General features: G+C 42.6%; 20 protein-coding genes and 7 pseudogenes. 12 read left to right on the top strand and 15 right to left on the bottom strand.

Features of this window, described 5'->3' with window-relative positions; all coding sequences use genetic code 11:
* The first annotated feature begins 35 nt into the window (after nt 1-35).
* From Xets_RS10525 to Xets_RS10515, 3 genes are read left to right on the top strand one after another with little or no spacing between them, the layout of a single operon-like run.
* Nucleotides 36-359, top strand: coding sequence for an IS630 transposase-related protein (locus Xets_RS10525; protein WP_187651612.1), 324 nt, complete (start codon nt 36-38; stop codon nt 357-359).
* Entirely contained in the window at nt 328-876 is a 549-nt protein-coding gene (locus Xets_RS10520; protein ID WP_187651625.1) for an IS630 family transposase, read from the top strand. The genes Xets_RS10525 and Xets_RS10520 overlap by 32 nt, the downstream gene beginning before the upstream one ends.
* 27 nt (nt 877-903) lie before the next feature.
* The gene (locus Xets_RS10515) at nt 904-1,074 is read left to right on the top strand and encodes a hypothetical protein (protein WP_187651611.1); all 171 of its coding nucleotides are present in this window, start codon (nt 904-906) and stop codon (nt 1,072-1,074) included.
* Nucleotides 1,075-1,320: 246 nt separating this feature from the next.
* Here Xets_RS10515 and Xets_RS10510 read toward each other — a convergent pair whose 3' ends face one another.
* Nucleotides 1,321-1,548, bottom strand: a complete 228-nt coding sequence (locus Xets_RS10510) for a SymE family type I addiction module toxin (RefSeq protein WP_187651610.1) — start codon at nt 1,546-1,548, stop codon at nt 1,321-1,323.
* A 72-nt stretch (nt 1,549-1,620) separates the two neighbouring features.
* Complete coding sequence (locus tag Xets_RS10505) at nt 1,621-1,977, bottom strand: helix-turn-helix domain-containing protein (RefSeq protein ID WP_187651624.1); 357 nt, start codon at nt 1,975-1,977, stop codon at nt 1,621-1,623.
* A 407-nt stretch (nt 1,978-2,384) separates the two neighbouring features.
* On the opposite strand from Xets_RS10505, the pseudogene Xets_RS10500 reads away from it, so the two are divergent.
* From Xets_RS10500 to Xets_RS10485, 3 pseudogenes are all read left to right on the top strand, one after another.
* Nucleotides 2,385-2,886 (top strand): annotated as a pseudogene (locus tag Xets_RS10500) (IS1 family transposase).
* A gap of 273 nt (nt 2,887-3,159) precedes the next feature.
* Nucleotides 3,160-3,309: pseudogene (locus Xets_RS10490) on the top strand (terminase); the annotation flags it as partial.
* Nucleotides 3,309-3,741, top strand: a pseudogene (locus tag Xets_RS10485) (capsid portal protein); the annotation flags it as partial. The pseudogenes Xets_RS10490 and Xets_RS10485, both read left to right, overlap by 1 nt.
* Before the next feature lie 402 nt (nt 3,742-4,143).
* Here Xets_RS10485 and Xets_RS10480 read toward each other — a convergent pair.
* The 3 genes from Xets_RS10480 to Xets_RS10470 form a co-directional block, all read right to left on the bottom strand.
* The gene (locus Xets_RS10480; RefSeq protein ID WP_099133748.1) at nt 4,144-4,500 is read right to left on the bottom strand and encodes a type II toxin-antitoxin system HicB family antitoxin; all 357 of its coding nucleotides are present in this window, start codon (nt 4,498-4,500) and stop codon (nt 4,144-4,146) included.
* On the bottom strand, nt 4,497-4,775 hold the full coding sequence (locus Xets_RS10475) for a type II toxin-antitoxin system HicA family toxin (RefSeq protein ID WP_187651623.1): 279 nt from the start codon (nt 4,773-4,775) through the stop codon (nt 4,497-4,499). The genes Xets_RS10480 and Xets_RS10475 overlap by 4 nt, the downstream gene beginning before the upstream one ends.
* Nucleotides 4,776-4,901: 126 nt before the next feature.
* Entirely contained in the window at nt 4,902-5,087 is a 186-nt protein-coding gene (locus Xets_RS10470; RefSeq protein ID WP_187651609.1) for a hypothetical protein, read from the bottom strand.
* A gap of 93 nt (nt 5,088-5,180) precedes the next feature.
* Between Xets_RS10470 and Xets_RS10465 the strand changes: the two are divergent.
* From Xets_RS10465 to Xets_RS10455, 3 genes and pseudogenes are all read left to right on the top strand, one after another.
* Nucleotides 5,181-5,948: pseudogene (locus Xets_RS10465) on the top strand (phage antirepressor N-terminal domain-containing protein).
* A gap of 70 nt (nt 5,949-6,018) precedes the next feature.
* A complete protein-coding gene (locus Xets_RS10460; RefSeq protein ID WP_187651608.1) occupies nt 6,019-6,192 on the top strand; it encodes a hypothetical protein in 174 nt (57 codons plus the stop codon).
* Nucleotides 6,192-6,602 carry a type II toxin-antitoxin system death-on-curing family toxin gene (locus tag Xets_RS10455; RefSeq protein ID WP_222941563.1) on the top strand — a complete coding sequence of 137 codons (411 nt, stop codon included), beginning with the start codon at nt 6,192-6,194 and terminating at the stop codon, nt 6,600-6,602. The genes Xets_RS10460 and Xets_RS10455 overlap by 1 nt, the downstream gene beginning before the upstream one ends.
* Before the next feature lie 583 nt (nt 6,603-7,185).
* Here the strand turns inward: Xets_RS10455 and Xets_RS10450 are convergent.
* The 4 genes and pseudogenes from Xets_RS10450 to Xets_RS10435 form a co-directional block, all read right to left on the bottom strand.
* Nucleotides 7,186-7,656: a DUF1367 family protein gene (locus Xets_RS10450; RefSeq protein ID WP_255430602.1), complete on the bottom strand. Its 471-nt coding sequence runs from the start codon at nt 7,654-7,656 to the stop codon at nt 7,186-7,188.
* A gap of 93 nt (nt 7,657-7,749) precedes the next feature.
* Nucleotides 7,750-8,373 (bottom strand): hypothetical protein, encoded by a 624-nt coding sequence (locus Xets_RS10445; RefSeq protein WP_187651607.1) that lies wholly within the window; start codon nt 8,371-8,373, stop codon nt 7,750-7,752.
* Between the two features lie 82 nt (nt 8,374-8,455).
* Nucleotides 8,456-8,704 (bottom strand): annotated as a pseudogene (locus Xets_RS10440) (hypothetical protein); the annotation flags it as partial.
* 34 nt (nt 8,705-8,738) lie between these two features.
* Nucleotides 8,739-8,978, bottom strand: a complete 240-nt coding sequence (locus Xets_RS10435) for a hypothetical protein (protein ID WP_187651605.1) — start codon at nt 8,976-8,978, stop codon at nt 8,739-8,741.
* On the opposite strand from Xets_RS10435, the gene Xets_RS10430 reads away from it, so the two are divergent.
* Together Xets_RS10430 and Xets_RS10425 are read left to right on the top strand one after the other, a co-directional pair.
* Nucleotides 8,965-9,360, top strand: coding sequence for a hypothetical protein (locus Xets_RS10430; RefSeq protein WP_255430601.1), 396 nt, complete (start codon nt 8,965-8,967; stop codon nt 9,358-9,360). The genes Xets_RS10435 and Xets_RS10430 overlap by 14 nt on opposite strands.
* A 12-nt stretch (nt 9,361-9,372) precedes the next feature.
* Nucleotides 9,373-9,660, top strand: a complete 288-nt coding sequence (locus Xets_RS10425; protein WP_255430600.1) for a hypothetical protein — start codon at nt 9,373-9,375, stop codon at nt 9,658-9,660.
* Nucleotides 9,661-10,300: 640 nt separating this feature from the next.
* On the opposite strand, the gene Xets_RS10420 is transcribed toward Xets_RS10425, so the two are convergent.
* From Xets_RS10420 to Xets_RS28660, 4 genes and pseudogenes are all read right to left on the bottom strand, one after another.
* Nucleotides 10,301-10,543, bottom strand: a complete 243-nt coding sequence (locus Xets_RS10420) for a hypothetical protein (RefSeq protein WP_099133236.1) — start codon at nt 10,541-10,543, stop codon at nt 10,301-10,303.
* On the bottom strand, nt 10,524-11,084 hold the full coding sequence (locus Xets_RS10415) for a lysis protein (protein ID WP_255430599.1): 561 nt from the start codon (nt 11,082-11,084) through the stop codon (nt 10,524-10,526). Before Xets_RS10415 ends, Xets_RS10420 begins: the two co-directional genes overlap by 20 nt.
* A gap of 259 nt (nt 11,085-11,343) precedes the next feature.
* A pseudogene (locus Xets_RS28665) lies at nt 11,344-11,611 on the bottom strand (IS1 family transposase).
* 65 nt (nt 11,612-11,676) lie between these two features.
* On the bottom strand, nt 11,677-11,952 hold the full coding sequence (locus tag Xets_RS28660; RefSeq protein ID WP_370588224.1) for an IS1-like element transposase: 276 nt from the start codon (nt 11,950-11,952) through the stop codon (nt 11,677-11,679).
* Between the two features lie 228 nt (nt 11,953-12,180).
* On the opposite strand from Xets_RS28660, the pseudogene Xets_RS10405 reads away from it, so the two are divergent.
* A pseudogene (locus Xets_RS10405) lies at nt 12,181-12,264 on the top strand (IS5/IS1182 family transposase); the annotation flags it as partial.
* A 184-nt stretch (nt 12,265-12,448) separates the two neighbouring features.
* Here the strand turns inward: Xets_RS10405 and Xets_RS10400 are convergent.
* Nucleotides 12,449-13,411 carry a hypothetical protein gene (locus Xets_RS10400; RefSeq protein WP_187651604.1) on the bottom strand — a complete coding sequence of 321 codons (963 nt, stop codon included), beginning with the start codon at nt 13,409-13,411 and terminating at the stop codon, nt 12,449-12,451.
* A 943-nt stretch (nt 13,412-14,354) separates the two neighbouring features.
* Nucleotides 14,355-15,707 carry a molecular chaperone gene (yegD, locus tag Xets_RS10395; protein ID WP_099133743.1) on the bottom strand — a complete coding sequence of 451 codons (1,353 nt, stop codon included), beginning with the start codon at nt 15,705-15,707 and terminating at the stop codon, nt 14,355-14,357.
* Nucleotides 15,708-16,204 lie beyond the last annotated feature (497 nt).

Raw genomic sequence — 16,204 nt, 5'->3', positions numbered from 1 at the left:
ATATCTAAACCTAAGATGACAAGGCATAAAATGAGATGGGTTACAGCTTAGATTTTCGAAAGAGAGTATTGGCATACAAAGGCAAGCATTCGTTGACTTTCGAACAAACGAGTGCCCATTTTGAAATCTCCATGCGCACCTTGTTCCGGTGGTGCAATAAGATAGAACCTTGCATGACCCGCGATAAACCCGCCACGAAAATCCCTGATGCGGTGCTCATGGCAGATGTCCAAAACTTTCCCGATGACTATCAATGGGAAAGAGCAAAACGTTTAGGTGTCTCACAATCGGCTATTCATTATGCCTTGAAACGGCTTCGGATCACCCATAAAAAAAACGCGCCAGCACCCTCGCGCTGATCTTCAGGCTCGTCAGGCATTTATCGCGCGCACCAGCGACTATGAGCGGACTGGCAGGCCGATTGTGTATTTGGATGAAAGTGGTTTTGCTCAGTCGATGCCACGTCAACATGGCTATTCGGAAAAAGGGTTACGCTGTTTTGGTCCGCATGACTGGCACGCAAAAGGCCGTATCAACGTCATTGGCGCCATTCTCGAAAATACCTTCGTCACCTTAAGCTTATTTACCGAGAATATTAATGCCGATGTTTTTTATGCGTGGATGACGCAAGATTTGCTGCCAAAGCTTCCACACGGCGCCGTGATAGTGATGGACAATGCGCCTTTCCATAAACGGAATGACACGGCACAAGCGATAGCAGACAGCAGATGTCAACTGGAATGGCTTCCCGCTTATAGTCCGGATTTGAACCCTATAGAACACAAATGGGGCGGAGCAAAAGCGATCAGGAGGCAAAAAAGATGTTCAGTTGATGAGTTGTTTACGGAGCATATTGAATATGTCAGGTTATGTTGATTCTGCTATATATCCGGGGCAGTTAATTTGAGTTCGCTTCCTGGAATAGTGGGCGGCTTTGCTGGTTCTTTTGAATTAGAAATGGGAGGTTCAGGCATGAGTATGTATATCATGAATAATAAAAAGACAGATGAAGCTAAAATAAATGATGAAAAAATGAAGGAACAATTTATTGACAATAATAAGGGATCTAATTAATGAAATTATCACTATCGTCGTTATTTTTTATGGTATTTATATGTGGGATGTCATTTTCATTTATAGCGATATCGGGAGAATGGCTTTTAACTGACAAAAATATTTATCAGCTCAACTGGTTACATAATATTAAACTCGGTAGCCTAGTTGGTGGAGGAGGAGGTGCGATAATTTGGTTGGCATATCGTTTTAAATGGCTTTGAATTTGAAGATCCCAGCCAAGCGCTGGGATTTTACTTTTAGCTGTCAGTTGTTCTCAACCAGCCGGATAATCAACTGCCCGGCTTCGCTGGTAATAGTGATAGGTGCTCCGGTTGTAAATCCTAATGCAGCCAGCCAACGGCCTTTAATGGTGAGCTGCGGATAAGGATTAGGCTTGCCCCGGTTCGGTCGGTAGCCCACGGTATAATGCCGTGGCTGAGTCGCCTGTGCTTTAGTTGTAACGGGTTTTGCTTTAGAATCGCGTTTAGCCATGATGAACTACCTCGATTAGTTGGTGATGGTTAGCGGTGCTGAAGTGTTCCCGCACTTCAGTGCCGCACTGTTTTAACTCTCTTCTTTTGCTGAGATACTCGCCATTGTTCCGGTGAGTTGGGTCTTGATAATCATCGCATCCAGTAACGCCTTAATCACGTCCTGTTCATGCTGTGGCATCCGTGAAACCGCTTCAAACTGGTAACGCAGCTTGTCAGCAGGGCCACGCTCCTGCTCATCAAAAACCAGTGTATCGGCACTGACACCGAGCGAAATTGCCAAGCGGCGTATGACATCAAGGGTAGGCTGTGATGTCCCGCCTTCATAACGTCGGATCTGTAAAACTGCGACACCATCCATATCAGCCAGTGCCTGCTGTGTGAGTCCGCCTGCCTTACGCAGTGCGGCGAGCCGTTCAGGGAACTGCATATCGAGAAACCAGGTTGTTGAACTTGATATCACTATATATCCCCAGGGGTTACGCATGAAAATATTTAGTGGATAATTCCTTCATTTTTAGAGGGGCGCAGATGAAAGAATGAGTGGAGGTCTTTTCTGATTTTCCAGATCCACGTTGTCAGGGAAAGGTTAAACACCGTTTTATTGCAGGGGTTACGCATGAAATTTTGGTAGGCTAAAATTGATTAAATAACAGCGCTTCCATATAGCCATTATCCCACCCGGCTGATTTCCTTCGGGCACTTAAATTCAGTTTACTGTTGGTATCTCGTTTAATGATATTGAATGCCATTTTACGTAATTGGGCAAATACTCTTGTGGGTCATGACATCAATTTATTGACTCATGTATAGTCTGTCTATTTGGAGAACATTCAGATGGCAAAGACTGATGTGACCTGCCCATCTTGTGGTGCAGTTAAAGGGATCCACCGTAATGGGCGTTCTCGCTCTGGTCATCAACGTTATCTTTGCCAGTCCTGCCGTCATTCTTGGCAACGGGAATTCACTTATGCCGCTTGTCGTCCCGGGAAACCCAAATCGATAACAGAAGCCATTGCTCCCGGCACTGAAGTAGACGGAAAGTGATCGCCCACGTTTTTGGCCCAAGAACAAAGAAGACATTGGTGCGTCTGATGGCGCTACTGGCTCCCTTCAACATTGTGATCTACATGACCGATGGCTGGAGAAGCTATGAAAAAACACTGGCGGGGAAACTGCATGTGGTCAGTAAGCGTGATACACAACGCATAGAGAGACATAATCTGAATCTTCGTCAACATTTAGCAAGACTGGCTCGCAAAACGTTGTCTTTTTCAAAATCCATCGAAATACATGACAGGGTCATAGGGTATTATTTAAACTTCATCACTATCAATAAATTGGTATCATGACCCTCTTGTGGCGATCCGCTCTCTCATCCGTGAGTCATCTTCTCGAAAAGTGACATCCAGTAGCCATGTATGAGCCAACCTATGATTTGATACGGCTCATCCTTGCTCCACGCATGGAAGAGAAACTATCTGAGTATGGCGTTCGCTACAAATACAATAAGTCAGAGAACATTATTTACACCGCCACTTCCGGTATTGGTGATTTTGTTCTCCGCTTGCTCATCTTCCAAGAACTGGACTTCTTGCGTTTGCTGCTCGCCACCTTCTGTGGAAACCGCCCAACCTATGAAGCTGACCGTAGCGAAGAAGCGAGCCATGCCGACCTGGCATGGGCGACCATGCACGCTCTGTACAACGAACCTATCACAGGTGAAAACAGCAACCACCGCAATATTATTGAGGTCTTTTAATGAGCCGTAAGAATAAGAAACGCCAGGGCCAGAAACTGACACAGATGCCGGATACCGCCCCAATGGAGGCGTTCACGTTTGGTGACCCTATCCCCGTGCTGGATAAACGTGAAATCTTTGATTACCTGGAATGTGTGCGGGTCGATAATTACTATGAGCCGCCCATCAGTTTTAACGGGCTGGCGCGCACGTTCCCGCGCCGCCCCCCATCATAGCAGTGCCATTTTTGTTAAACGTAACATCCTGACCAGCACATTCATTCCGCACAAGTATTTAAGCCGCCAGGCGTTTGATAGCTGGGCGTTAGACTTTTTACTGTTTGGTAACGGCTATCTTGAATTGCGCGATAACCGGTTAGGGCAACCGCTGACACTGAAGCACTCGCCGGCTAAGTTCACGCGCCGTGGGGCTGATCTCGATACCTATTGGTTTTGGGCGCTATTCGCTGGAGACGGACAACAACGACTAACCCATATCACGTAGATGATACGACCGTCTGCGAGGCGGTCTTTTTTTGCCTGCATGAAATATGGGTTCATATGAAATAATTACGTTTGAAAATTTGAATTTGGCCCGCCATTATATGATGCCGCGCGCAGTCGAGACCCCGCCGCGCCTGCCCACTAAATGTGTCGCTTTTTATGCACCCGCAAGGGATCGTTCCAGAGGCGCCAATACTGGTGCCAGGCGGGGTGTGAGATCCTGATTTGATCTTGCAAATTGATGCGCGGGGTAGGTGATTTTATGCAACCATGATTGAAGAGCAAAAACAACCCGCATTAAAACGGGTTTAATGATAGCTTCGTGACAGGTCACGCAATAATAACGGCGATTTTAGCCATTTCTTAGACGTTCATCCAACGTGTCTAGAATGAACGCGTTAACCGAAATATGGTGCTCACTGGCCGCCTGATTTAAACGTTCGCCAAATGATTCAGGATAACGCAGGGTAAATGTTTTGGTTTTCTCACGATGCTGATAGGGTTCAATATCAGCCGCGCGGCAATCGTCCAGATATTCATTCAATGACAGTTTGCCTTCGGCGTGCAATCCCGCGATACTGTCCGCCACAAAATCACAATAGCCTGACAAGCCTAAAAACTTTCCCCGAAACATGCCAATTTCAGGCACATAGCTGATAACCGCCGACAATCCGGCTATTTCCATCACATTGGTGTGTTGTTTACTCATAATGGTGTCACTCCGATACTTTCCAACCATTCCCGCAAGCCAGCGACAGCGCCTTTATCTGTCTCTGGCGACGGGTGGGGACGATGAAAATTGGCAATACTCCCGTTTAACAAAAAATTACAGCGCGAACCCCGGCCTTCCTTTATTTCACCACCTAGTGCCTTGATTAAGGATTCAATATCTGACCACTTAATTCCTGAAGATACAGGCGTTCTGAAGATCTGTTCCAATGTGCGTTGCTGCCGCGTTCGGAGCGCTGAAACTTGTTTGTTCATATGCCAATACACCGTGACTTCAAATATTGAAGTCATATTAGCATTGATAAAAATGAAGTCAAGCAATGAAATCATTAAAAAACCCGCAAAGCGGGTCCCATGATAGTAATGTGACATGTCACACAATTACAATTTTAACGCATGCCAGCCTAAGGTATTCCAGCACGCGGCTTCACCAGAGAAGCAACATTCCGTCACCGGAAGTGCATCACCACATTTTCCACATTGCTGTGCTGCCAGTGTTTCTATTTTTTGACGTAACGCCGCATCATCTTTGCGGATCAATAAGGTCAGGTATTCAACCATACCCAACAAAACACCCAAATGATAAAATCTTGTTGTGACATAGCCTTTTGTTCCTTTATTTCTCTTTGTTTGTCAACTTAAAGTTATAAAGGAGCGGCTATGTCATTTCAACTCACCATAAAAGTCGAGCATCGCGTTAACGTTCCATTTTATGGCACCGATCTATATGTCGTTAATTATAACGGCGAGCCATATGTGCCAATGAAGCAGATTGTCGATGGCATGGGGCTAGCTTGGCAATCGCAGTTAGAGAAGTTAAAAACTCGCTTTTCAAAAGGTATCACGGAAATCGTTATACCTACAAAAGGTGGTTAACAATCAATGGTTTGACTCGCCATCCGCAAACTTGCTGGCTGGTTAGCAACAATCAGCCCCAATAAAGTTAAAGTGTCAATCCGTGAGAAAGTAATCCGCTATCAGGAAGAGTGCGACGATGTGCTTTATGAGTACTGGACGACTGGCGAAGTTAAGGCGAAGGGAACCACAACCCAAGACCGCACCCCTCTTTGTGGACTGGTTAATACTCTGATGGGTAAGTATGGAGTCAGTAATAAAAAGCTATTCCAGATGGTTCATCATGAGTTCGGGGTAGGTCATATAAATGAGCTAACCCATGACCAACTCCCATCTGCGATAGAATATCTGGCAACTAAGGCGATTGAAGGCGAATTTCTTGGCCGGGAAGAATTGCCAAAGCTAGAAATACACATGGATCTCTCAATTGAACTCAGGAACGTTAATGCATTGCATAAGAACTTAGCGCACTTAAAGAATGCATGGGACAAACTAAATCCACACCTGTTTGTGCTAACACCTGATATAGCACATGCGTTTAATGGGGCAAAGCCAAGGATGGCTTGTAACTAGCTCTGCATTATATACATTGACTGTCTTATTGGTGCTGCTAATCTGTACACATACAGAAAAAGAGGTGTATATGGAAAAAGCTAACGACATACAAAAAATAACGAGACAGGCTGATAATTCAAAGCGTGAGCCTACTGATGCAACTAACTCTATTGATGATGCTCGTTCCGAAGCGTTCAGGAAAGCCTTGCTGCATACTCAAACTAAATATGCAGATATTATAAAGGCATTGGAAGATAAATAATGGATATTCAATTTCTCTCAACAGAAGAACTTATTGAAATTCAGAGAAAAACACTTCCGAATGGCGGCGAGCCTGATGTTAATAAACTTGAGGGTGCTTTATTTCGTGTCCAGACATTGAGAGATTATGAAGGGTGCGAAGATGTTTTCAAATTTGCAGCTATGTACTTGATAGCGATAGCTAAATCACACGCTTTCAATGATGCAAACAAACGAATAGCTTTTCAGGCAACGAGCATCTTCTTAATACTTAATGGATTTGAACTCAATGCGTCATTTGAGCTGGTAAAACTGACAATATTGGCAGCTATTGGTGAGGCTGATTGCGACAATACCGCTTTTGCGCTAAAGATTTTGTCTAACTACCGGAATGACCTTTTGGAAGAGGCTGTTACTGGCTATGGGATATAATCAGTAATCACAACCGTTAATATTCACTATGAGAAAAACAATCCATTCAGAGCTCACGATTAAGCGGCGGCATAATCATGCGGTCGCGCAACAATTGGGTGAGTTTATTTATGAAGAAAAGCCTCGCTGTTAAACGGCATCACATGTACCGCTTAAAGGTAAAACGCGGTAGGTATAATAATGCTGGTGGTCAACCTGATAAAACATCAGCAGGGATATGTTACAGAACACCTTGCCTATGCTCTTGCTGGATGTGTGCAAACCATCGCGATGTATTTGGTATGAGTATCAAGGAAATTCGGGATAGAGCTAAATATACTGATTACCCCCAAGTCACGGATGGCTTTAAATGAAATTTATGACAGGCGATTAATTAATCAAATAGTAAAAAGAAAATACCCGCTGTAGTGTGTGCTAGACAAAATAAAGAGGAGGATCGATCCATGAATCAATATATTGTTACCTATAGCGGCCTTGGTAGTGACAACTCAGTTCTGGTTAACTCGCAGATTGCTTTAGGTTTTGATTGGAGTACGGGTGGGGTTAGTGATTTTTTAATTGCGGTGGAGAATGAGGCGCTCACTCAAGCCACGGGATTTAATAGCTCTGTAGCAAGAATCGCTATTGTTAGAATATATACTCTGCAATAAATAACCCCCCATGAATTCAAGGCTACGCATTGCGTAGCCTTTTCCATACATGCCACCCACTTCATAATGTTGTGAGCACGATTTTTGGATAAACCCGTAAGGTATTCATCAGCGGCGGATTGCAAGGCATCTTCACTACCCGCGAAGTGAGCCAGAAATTGTACGTAACCGCGTACAATAGCCTTTTCTTCGGGAGAAATCGTGCCACCGGTGGGTTCCCAATATTCAAAACCGAGATTCAGCAGGGCAAAGTATTTACGGTGGAAACGGGGATTGCGGGCTTTCTTAAAATCAGCCTGCAACACATCGCCGCATTTGATTTTCAAATGCAGGTATTCTCTGGTCGCTGGAGTAGCTGGCCGTAGGGTGTCGGCGGAAATTTTGATAAAACTATGCTGCGCCATTCTTGTTCCCTTAAGGTAATGGCACAGCAGCATAAGTTTAGGTTCGGATGTTCAGGCCGATGGTATTATTTTAGCGAGTTACAATCCGTTATGCTACCGCCTATTTTCTCTTGGTACTCGTTGACTAACAAACGCATCAAATTCGCTGTCTGAATCTGATTGCTGCGTTTGAGGGTCATACCATCTATACAGCCCATAGCCAGGATCATGTCGCAATTGTCTATCCCTCTCTTCTGGGAAATATTGACTATCTCTATCTGGCTTATCAATAAGGTAACGAGTTATATGAAGATTTGGACGTAAGCTAGCGGTTGAGCTCATTCTCGTCCCTCCTAAACAACCTTTAACAGGCATATGGAGATGATTAGCTAATAACTGAGCAAGCCCATTTGTACCAGAGTAACAAGCTATTATTCTGATACTCTGAATATTTTGTCCTTTGTTTTTTAGTCCAGTAACTAATTTATGAACTGTGCTACAAAATTTCACTTGATTCATTCCATGGGCCTGCAACATTGTTCCCCAAAATAATATTGAAGAACCAGGGGGAGATGAGTGTCCCACAATATTGAGCCTATATTTGGGTTTGTATTTCGGTTCGTCTAAAAAACAATAAAACTTACCCTCATCATAAGTGTGCCATTGAACTGTTTTCTGTATTAATTCATCACTAGCCATCGTCATGACATTAGATACTGTGTGCCGATATTGTCCCATAACTCCCCCTACATTAAATTCGGCTTTTAATATATGTGACAGAGACAATCTGTAAATGCAACGATACGCCAGAAATAACACTTTATAGCGTTAATTTCAGTTCATGCCAGCCCCATGTATTCCAACACGCGACCTCACCTGAAAAACAGCATTCCGTCACGGGTAAAGATTCACCGCATTTTTCACAACATTGTTGCTGTAACTCAACCATTTGTTTTTTTAATGAACGGTCATCTATTCGGATTAGCATTGTGAGATACTCATTCACGTCGTAAGGTTCTCTACCCGGTCTACGCAATGCACAATTGCGTTTGAGCATCTCCAATTCTTGGGTAACCCCGCAGGCAAATAATCAGACGGCCTGCTCATGGCTGTTCCTTGGACTCTGCCGAAAGACGTTTAATGATCGCTTTTTCAGTCGGTCTCGGTGCATCCATGACCTGTTTGTAAATCCGCTTTTTCTTCGGCGTATCACATACCAAAGTATGCTGGACAGCATCGAGGGGCATTCTCAGCAAAACAGCAATACTTTCCGGTGTTCTGCCAAGCCGGGATAACTCATAAATTCCTCTGACAATATTGGGCGCATTGATGCCTGCCTTCACTCCCAGCGACTGGTCACTGATGTTGTCGCCCGTCACCGAACTGGTGATAGACAGTCCACAACTGATGCGGTTTTGCCGTCCCGATGCGTGTAACGAAGGTAACAGTGAAATCCCGTTTACATTGGGTGAGCACTTGCTGGCAGTCTGGCTGCGTTCTCCCTACGGACTGAAAGTGTTAACCAGTTCACTGTATTGTGATTTATGGGAAAACCACGGAGAGATAGCGAAGCAACTGGATAAGCCTGAAGGCAGTTTGGAACCCCAGATTGAACAGTGGTTGAGACAAAAATTAGAAGCCGGACAACATATTGAAAAAGTGTCCAGTCGGGATTACCTGCTGACGATGGAACAAGAAAAAGAACAGGAGATCCCGAAGAACTGAAATTATCATGGCATGGTACTAACTAACAGTGCCTACAGCCTGTTTAACGGTGTCGGTAAAATTCAGGGAAAACGGGAAGGTGGGAGCATCCCAAAAGCCGGACAGCTTGTCAGGCTGCTCAGTGTGCCCTTTATTGATACAGAATGCTTCAATGGTTATGAGGATGGTGATTCTCATGCAAGAGCCATCAAACGGGAATCCAAACGCTATTGTGGTGCTGCGGGTCGTGAATGGATTCGGTGGTTGACCGTCATACTCAAATGGAATGATGTTACTCATCGCGTATTACCTGCTCTATGAAATGAACCTTCGCCGAAATAGGAAACCAGCCCACCGATAGCTCGCCAGCCATAACTGGTTACCTCGAGGGTTCATTTCTATAGGGTTAGGTTCGGTGTAATTAAAAGGCGCTTTCGGTGCGCCTCGGAAATAAAAATGCCACCATCCCGTGTGCGTTGGGTACGCAGTGGGAACGGGTGGCGGCATGAGTTATTCCTGTAGCCACTCAGGGAGTGGACACAGAAATATTGGTTTTAGTTTCAAGCGTTAATCAATTGTTAAATATTATTCGCTTATTATTGGGTGGAAATAAGTTTATTAGGTTAATTGGTCTTTGTTGTAGTCAGTAAGATAAGGTGAATAAAATGAAAAAATATCTTCTTCTTTACCTGTTGGCGGGTTCGGCTCTTTTTGCTTCAATGCTAACTTATGCTAACACTCCCAGTGCATTATCGCATGGTATTGTATGCGTTCTAACACCTACAGGGGAGCACTGTGTAATGCCTTTTCCACCGCCGCCTCCCTTTATTCCACCAATAAATTAACCAAATTGAACATATTGATAAATCGAGTAGGACGGCAAAATTCCCGCCGTCCTCTCGTAATGACACTGCATTTAGTCCCGCCACTTCAGCATCATTTGCTATGAGGTGGTAGTTGGTCAGAATGTTGTTGGCTGAGCCACTGCACGAACCCAGCACATAATCCCTTTTTGTAGATCAGTGCGGCCTTCGTTCAGCCAACGCATGTCAATTTGGTGATTGCCCGTTTGTGTATTTGTGATGACAAGATAGTCATAAAGCGTATCCAGATCCTCCCCAAGCGCCTTAATCTTGTTCATGCAATCAATTTCATCTTGGGTTAATTCACGGTAGCCAGTGATTTTACGGTGTTGGTTTTCCATTGTTTCCTCTGCATTCAGCCTTAACATATTCCTGCAAATATCTCAGTTTTGCCCGGTCGTTGATGATGCCTTCTCGAATATCGAGAACAGTTGATCCAGTTTCTCCAGTGAGTTCGACGGGGGTTCCATCGACCACGCCGCCGGTGGTAACGGTTTCAGACACGGAGGGACAGACGGCCTTGATGCGCAGCTTGCGACGGCCAGCGGCAACATCAGCCTGAAGAGTGTCAATTTCAGCCTTGGCATGGACGAGTTCCTGAGTGTGAGTCTTGTCTAGTTCTGCGAGGCGCTGGATGCGTTCTTGTTGGGTGGTGATAATGGCGTTTTTCTCTGATAGCTGAGTTGTCAGTGCCTCATTCTCTCCAGAGAGTCGCCCATTATTCCGTAAGGCATAAACAGGATTTCCCCTGACCGTATTAGCAATGGGGACATTGGTCTCCAACAACCGTTTTCTGACTGTGCCGCAGTTTAAGCCAAACGCCTCAGCAATCTTGGCAACACTCCAGTTGTAGGCGTCCTCCAGATTACTGACGTTAGACATCGACACCTCATACTGTCAGGTAATTACGTGATTTTTATATTTTAATCAAATAGATAAAAGACATCGAGGTGACAGCTCTCTCAGAAATTTATCACCTCAAAGCCTTTATTCTTTGTGAATATCAATGTGTTAACTGACCTGCTGCTGACAGCATGGAAATCGGAAAACGAGCCGTTTCCCGCGAGTGCGCCGCCCCGTGGTAAGGGCACCCTCTGAGGGGTCATGACTCCAATAGTTAGATCACCCTATTTAGATCACCCTATAAAGAAGAGTATTCACGTTCGATGAAACGCCCTATCACCTTGTCGTGTATCTCCTTTGATTTGGAATAGCCCATCGTCCTTCGATTCAGTCTTTTTAAACGGGTACGGAATATCAAATTAGTTCTTTCTATACGTTGGGTATAATGTTTTCCAACAATATGTTTTTCTTCAGGAAGTTCGATCACCAAAAACATGCGCCACAACTCGCTTGAGGCGAGGTTCCCAAGCATACCAGAGCCAGCGTTGATTTTTCTTACTACTCACAAATGACCATTGTTCATCAACGTCACAAATAAGTTGGATTTCATTTCCCTCAAGGGGAAGGCGGGTCACATTTTTCGGGGTGAGTTTTTTAACGTGCGAATGACGGTGTTAACCCCTATCTTCAGTACACGGGCGGTATCACGGACACCGGCGTTATTCATTGCCATATCAATAATCTGCTCTCTCACACCGGGATGACAGGCTTGATAGGTATAGTTCAGTTGAAAGGTTTTACGGCAGGCATAGCAGTGATAGCGGGGATGACCAGTACGCCCTTTTCCATGCCCTTTGACCTCTTCTGTTTTATGACAGTAACGACAAACCACATCAACTTTAGCCATATCTCCCCCATAATAAAAAGCAGGGAGTTTATCACAATATCTAATCATTGGGAGCATGACCCTCACTTTAATGTACCAATCCGCAAGATCAAAAAAAGATCTTATCTCCCGCCTAGCACCAATACGGGCAAAATACCAATTGGTCAGATCGCAAACAGCATAAAGACAACGTCTTTACCGTTGCCGAAAAAACGCGACCTGTACAAACAGATTGGTAACCAGTTACCAAGATACGATAAATTAGAACGAAATTACGCCAGTATGTTGGCACTGGCGTTTATTATTGTCTGGCTGCCAATGTGGGTAGAATAAATGATGAACACAAAACGTCAACAACCCCTAGGTACTACAGCCATAATTATCCCCAAATTAACGTGTTATCTGATAATCAATAAACTGAGAAATCTTATTATTTCAAGCTGTTCTACGGGTATATTTCCGATTGAGAAAAACAAATTTTGGACACGTTTGATTATTGACATTAGAATTCAGCTCTCTATTTTCCTCGGGGGGGAGGTGGATCGTACCTACGCGTGCAAGAAACCATGGCCCGGATCCAACGCCTCTCACCATCGGATAAATGGATCATGTGTCTTGCAAGGTGTTGATATTGTGGTTGATTATAAAGATAAAGTGCTTGCAAAAATTCAAATTGATAATTTTCCATAAGACCTGGCTGTGGCCTATCTTGTAAAGTTTCAAGAGAGGCAACACCCAGTTCATCATTAGTATGCCATCTCTCGCTTGATGGTGGATAAAGCGAAATTGCATTTGTTCTTGTTCTTGGATGAGAAAGCCCTACTGCATGTCCAAATTCATGGAGAATAAGTGTGTAAACGAAATTTTCTAGTAAAACTGTCCTATTGTTGGTTCCAAAGTTAGTTTCTAATTGTTGTAACTCTGCTCTAGTTATTTCATCACTTTGCCTAACATATATTCCAGGCGATGTAATAAAAGAGTAGTGGCTATTAAGATATCTTAATCCTGAATAACCTGCTTCATATGTAATTGCCATAGAACTTTGCATATTAAAATCATCATAAAAATAAGAATTTGGAACTGTTTGTATAATAAAATTTGGAATGCCACCACCTGACGAAAATGGTACTATAGTCAGGCCCTGATCTCCAAGAATTTCATTCCAATATGTTGCTGCTTCATCAACAAGAGGTTGCAAACGAATATCTTCACTCTCACCGCCTTCTATATTAAAACGAATTGTTATTTGTGGATCTATGGTATAACGCATAAAAGGTCCATAATGGTGTACTGCTGAATATGGCCTAGGGATAGTGTGCAGTGTTTCTTCTTCAATGAAGACGCTAACATGATTATAGGCTGGATCAGATGGGTCAAAATTAGAAGGTTGAGGCTGAGCATAGCCATGAATCGTTGCTGTAAGTAGAATAAAACTTAACAGGTTAAATATTCTTAATGGCTTGAAAAAATTCTTATACATATGGTTTCCCTTTTATTTTATATGTAATTAAAGATACATTCTAAAGTAGGATGCTTAATGCACCCATCATTTCAGATCAGACTGAATTTATGGGGCTAAGAATGATATAAATGATATGTATATAAAATCCTCTTTTGTAATCTGAGGAAAAATAAGATTGATTTATGATATAAAATTTAATAAATTATATTTTATATTTGTACATCTCTAAAAATTATGATGCCAATTTGAAAATTTTGAATTGCGGGCAAGACTTGTCAAAAGCTTATCTGAAACAAAACACAAGGTGAAGAAAAAGAAATCACAATAAAATTGTTATTTATAATGTAAAGTTGAATAATTACATGAAAAATTTTTATTTTTTTCTGTCTTAATATCGCTCGTATTGCCGATAAATTGGTAAGCTTAATATCGCTTTCATAATTTTCCTCTTAAAATCCTGACTGCCAAAAAGCCGCTTTAATTTTCTGTCGGCAAAATATTGCAATTGTTGGGCCTGTAAAACCTTTTCGATTTAATATCAATACATTAAGATGATGGACATCGAAGCTCACTTTTAGCGATTACGGCTATCTAAGAGCCACGATACTCCCTCTATTCTATAGAGTCAATTAATGCATAGTGCCAGCTACAATCGGTGGGACTCCTGCTATTAACATAGCGAGGGTTAGTATTAATCCTCCTCCAGCAATAGCATCAACAAAACCAGAAAATATAGCTATAAAGAAGAGAGTGCATTTATTGAAATATCTGTATTATGTAGAATGCTTTCATGTTCCTCGTTTGATTTTCTTTCATACTAACAGATTGTCAAATACAAGGCTGGAAAGTACAGGAGAAGATAAATAGTTTATTAATATTATTTAAATTGGATGAATATGACTGAGAAAAAATTGTCGATAATATTAAGGCAGGCTCAATAATATTGAGCCTGCTTAGCTTATTAAGCAAAACAAATTTTTGCCCAACGTGCCAGACCCGTTGTTACTGAACCGAAATAATTACCTCCAACCAGCGGGATCCCCGGTAATTTTTGTTCAACTGCCTGGCGCAGAATGGGGGAACTGGCTGAGCCACCTGTCATAAAGATCACATCAGGTTGGGTTCCACTTTGTGCCACAGCTTCACTAACCAATTTTGCTATTTTCTCTTTAGTGGCATCGATTGCCGCAATCATCTGATCACGTTGAATATCAACTTCAATTATCTCTGATAATAGATTGAGTTTAACGCGGCACTCAGCTTGCTCTGAAAGAGTAATTTTGGCTTCCTCTGCACTGCGAACGAGGCTGTATCCTAATGTCTCTTGGTGCACTTTCAATAAGCGGGCGAGTTTTTCAGGTTCTTGAGCATCTCTGTGCAAGGATTTTAATGCCGTTAAATTCTGGCGAGAGTAGAACTCTTTTTGGGCCTGTATGTCATTGATGGCAATCGGGTTCCAAAACTGCGTCAGTGGCATGTCAATACCTGAGGTAACTTTGCTGCCTAATCCAAAAGGATGCATGAGTTGTTTAAAAGTGAGATTAATATCTAAATCATTTCCCCCGATACGTTGACCAGTGTGTGCCAGTAAGCTGTCATTACGCTCAGATAGGTCTCGCCAGCTTGGCCCCATTTGAATAACCGAGCAATCTGTTGTTCCGCCGCCAATATCGACGACCAATACAGTTTTATCTTCTGTTAATGTGGCCTCATATTCCAAGCCTGCTGCCACTGGTTCAAATTGGAATTCAATGTTGCGAAAACCTGCCCGTTTTGCTGCATTAAGTAAGATTTTCTCAGCTTGTTGATTCGATTTATCGCCGCCACGTCCATGAAAATTGATTGGGCGGCCAATGACGACGTCTTCGACAGTTTGCTGTTTATTGGTTTCTATTTGTTGTTTGATATTTGCCATCATGGCACAAACCAGATCCTCAAAAAAACTGATTTGAGTATCTCTTAATCCCATTGCACCCAGAAAAGACTTGGGTGATTTAACGTAATAAATATCTTGAGGATCTTCCAAATATCGAGCTAATGCTTTTTGTCCAAATATGAGATCACCTGGCAAAAGTTCAATACCTTCTTCTCGGTTTGCCGTGATCGCGCTACGAAGTAATTGCTCACCTGTTTGATTACTTGGTTTGATATTCCAGTGGCGAAATAAGTGCTCAGAAACTGACTCTCTGGTCGGTGCCGCCAGAGCTGAAGGCATGTAGAAGTTATCATTCTCAATAGCAATTAGCTGTGGCGTATCTCCGATCATCTCTGCTACTGCGCAATTTGATGTGCCATAATCAAAACCGATGAACATAGGTTTCCTCATATTTAATCGTAGAAAATTTTAAAAAGGGCGCAGATGCTATCCTAAATTAGTTCTGAATAATAGATAGGGCAATCATAAAGATTGAAATAATCCATTATTTTTCTCTTAGAATGTATTATGCCAAAACTAGAGAGAAGTATTGTATTAATAATAAATTTATTCTTAACAGTATTGAAAAGATCATTAATTAAAATGCATTGTTTATTATGCAATTTCTGATCGTAGGTATATGGAAATTATCTTTTTCAGGCGGATTTATTGACTCTAATCATAGAGTGATTTTTGTTTCTGAAAATACCAAGTATAATATTGAAAATTTTTCATTTTATACCTATAACAACGCGATGCTCGACTTTTATGGTGAGTTGAAATGACATAGCCGCTCCTTTATAACTTTAAGTTGACAAACAAAGAGAAATAAAGGAACAAAAGGCTATGTCACAACAAGATTTTATCATTTGGGTGTTTTGTTGGGTAGAGGATAA

Source organism: Xenorhabdus sp. TS4 (genome assembly GCF_014467265.1).
Classification (GTDB): Bacteria; Pseudomonadota; Gammaproteobacteria; order Enterobacterales; family Enterobacteriaceae; genus Xenorhabdus; species Xenorhabdus ehlersii.
Note: the sequence above shows the minus strand (reverse complement) of the source record. Positions and strands in the feature narration are given on the sequence as shown.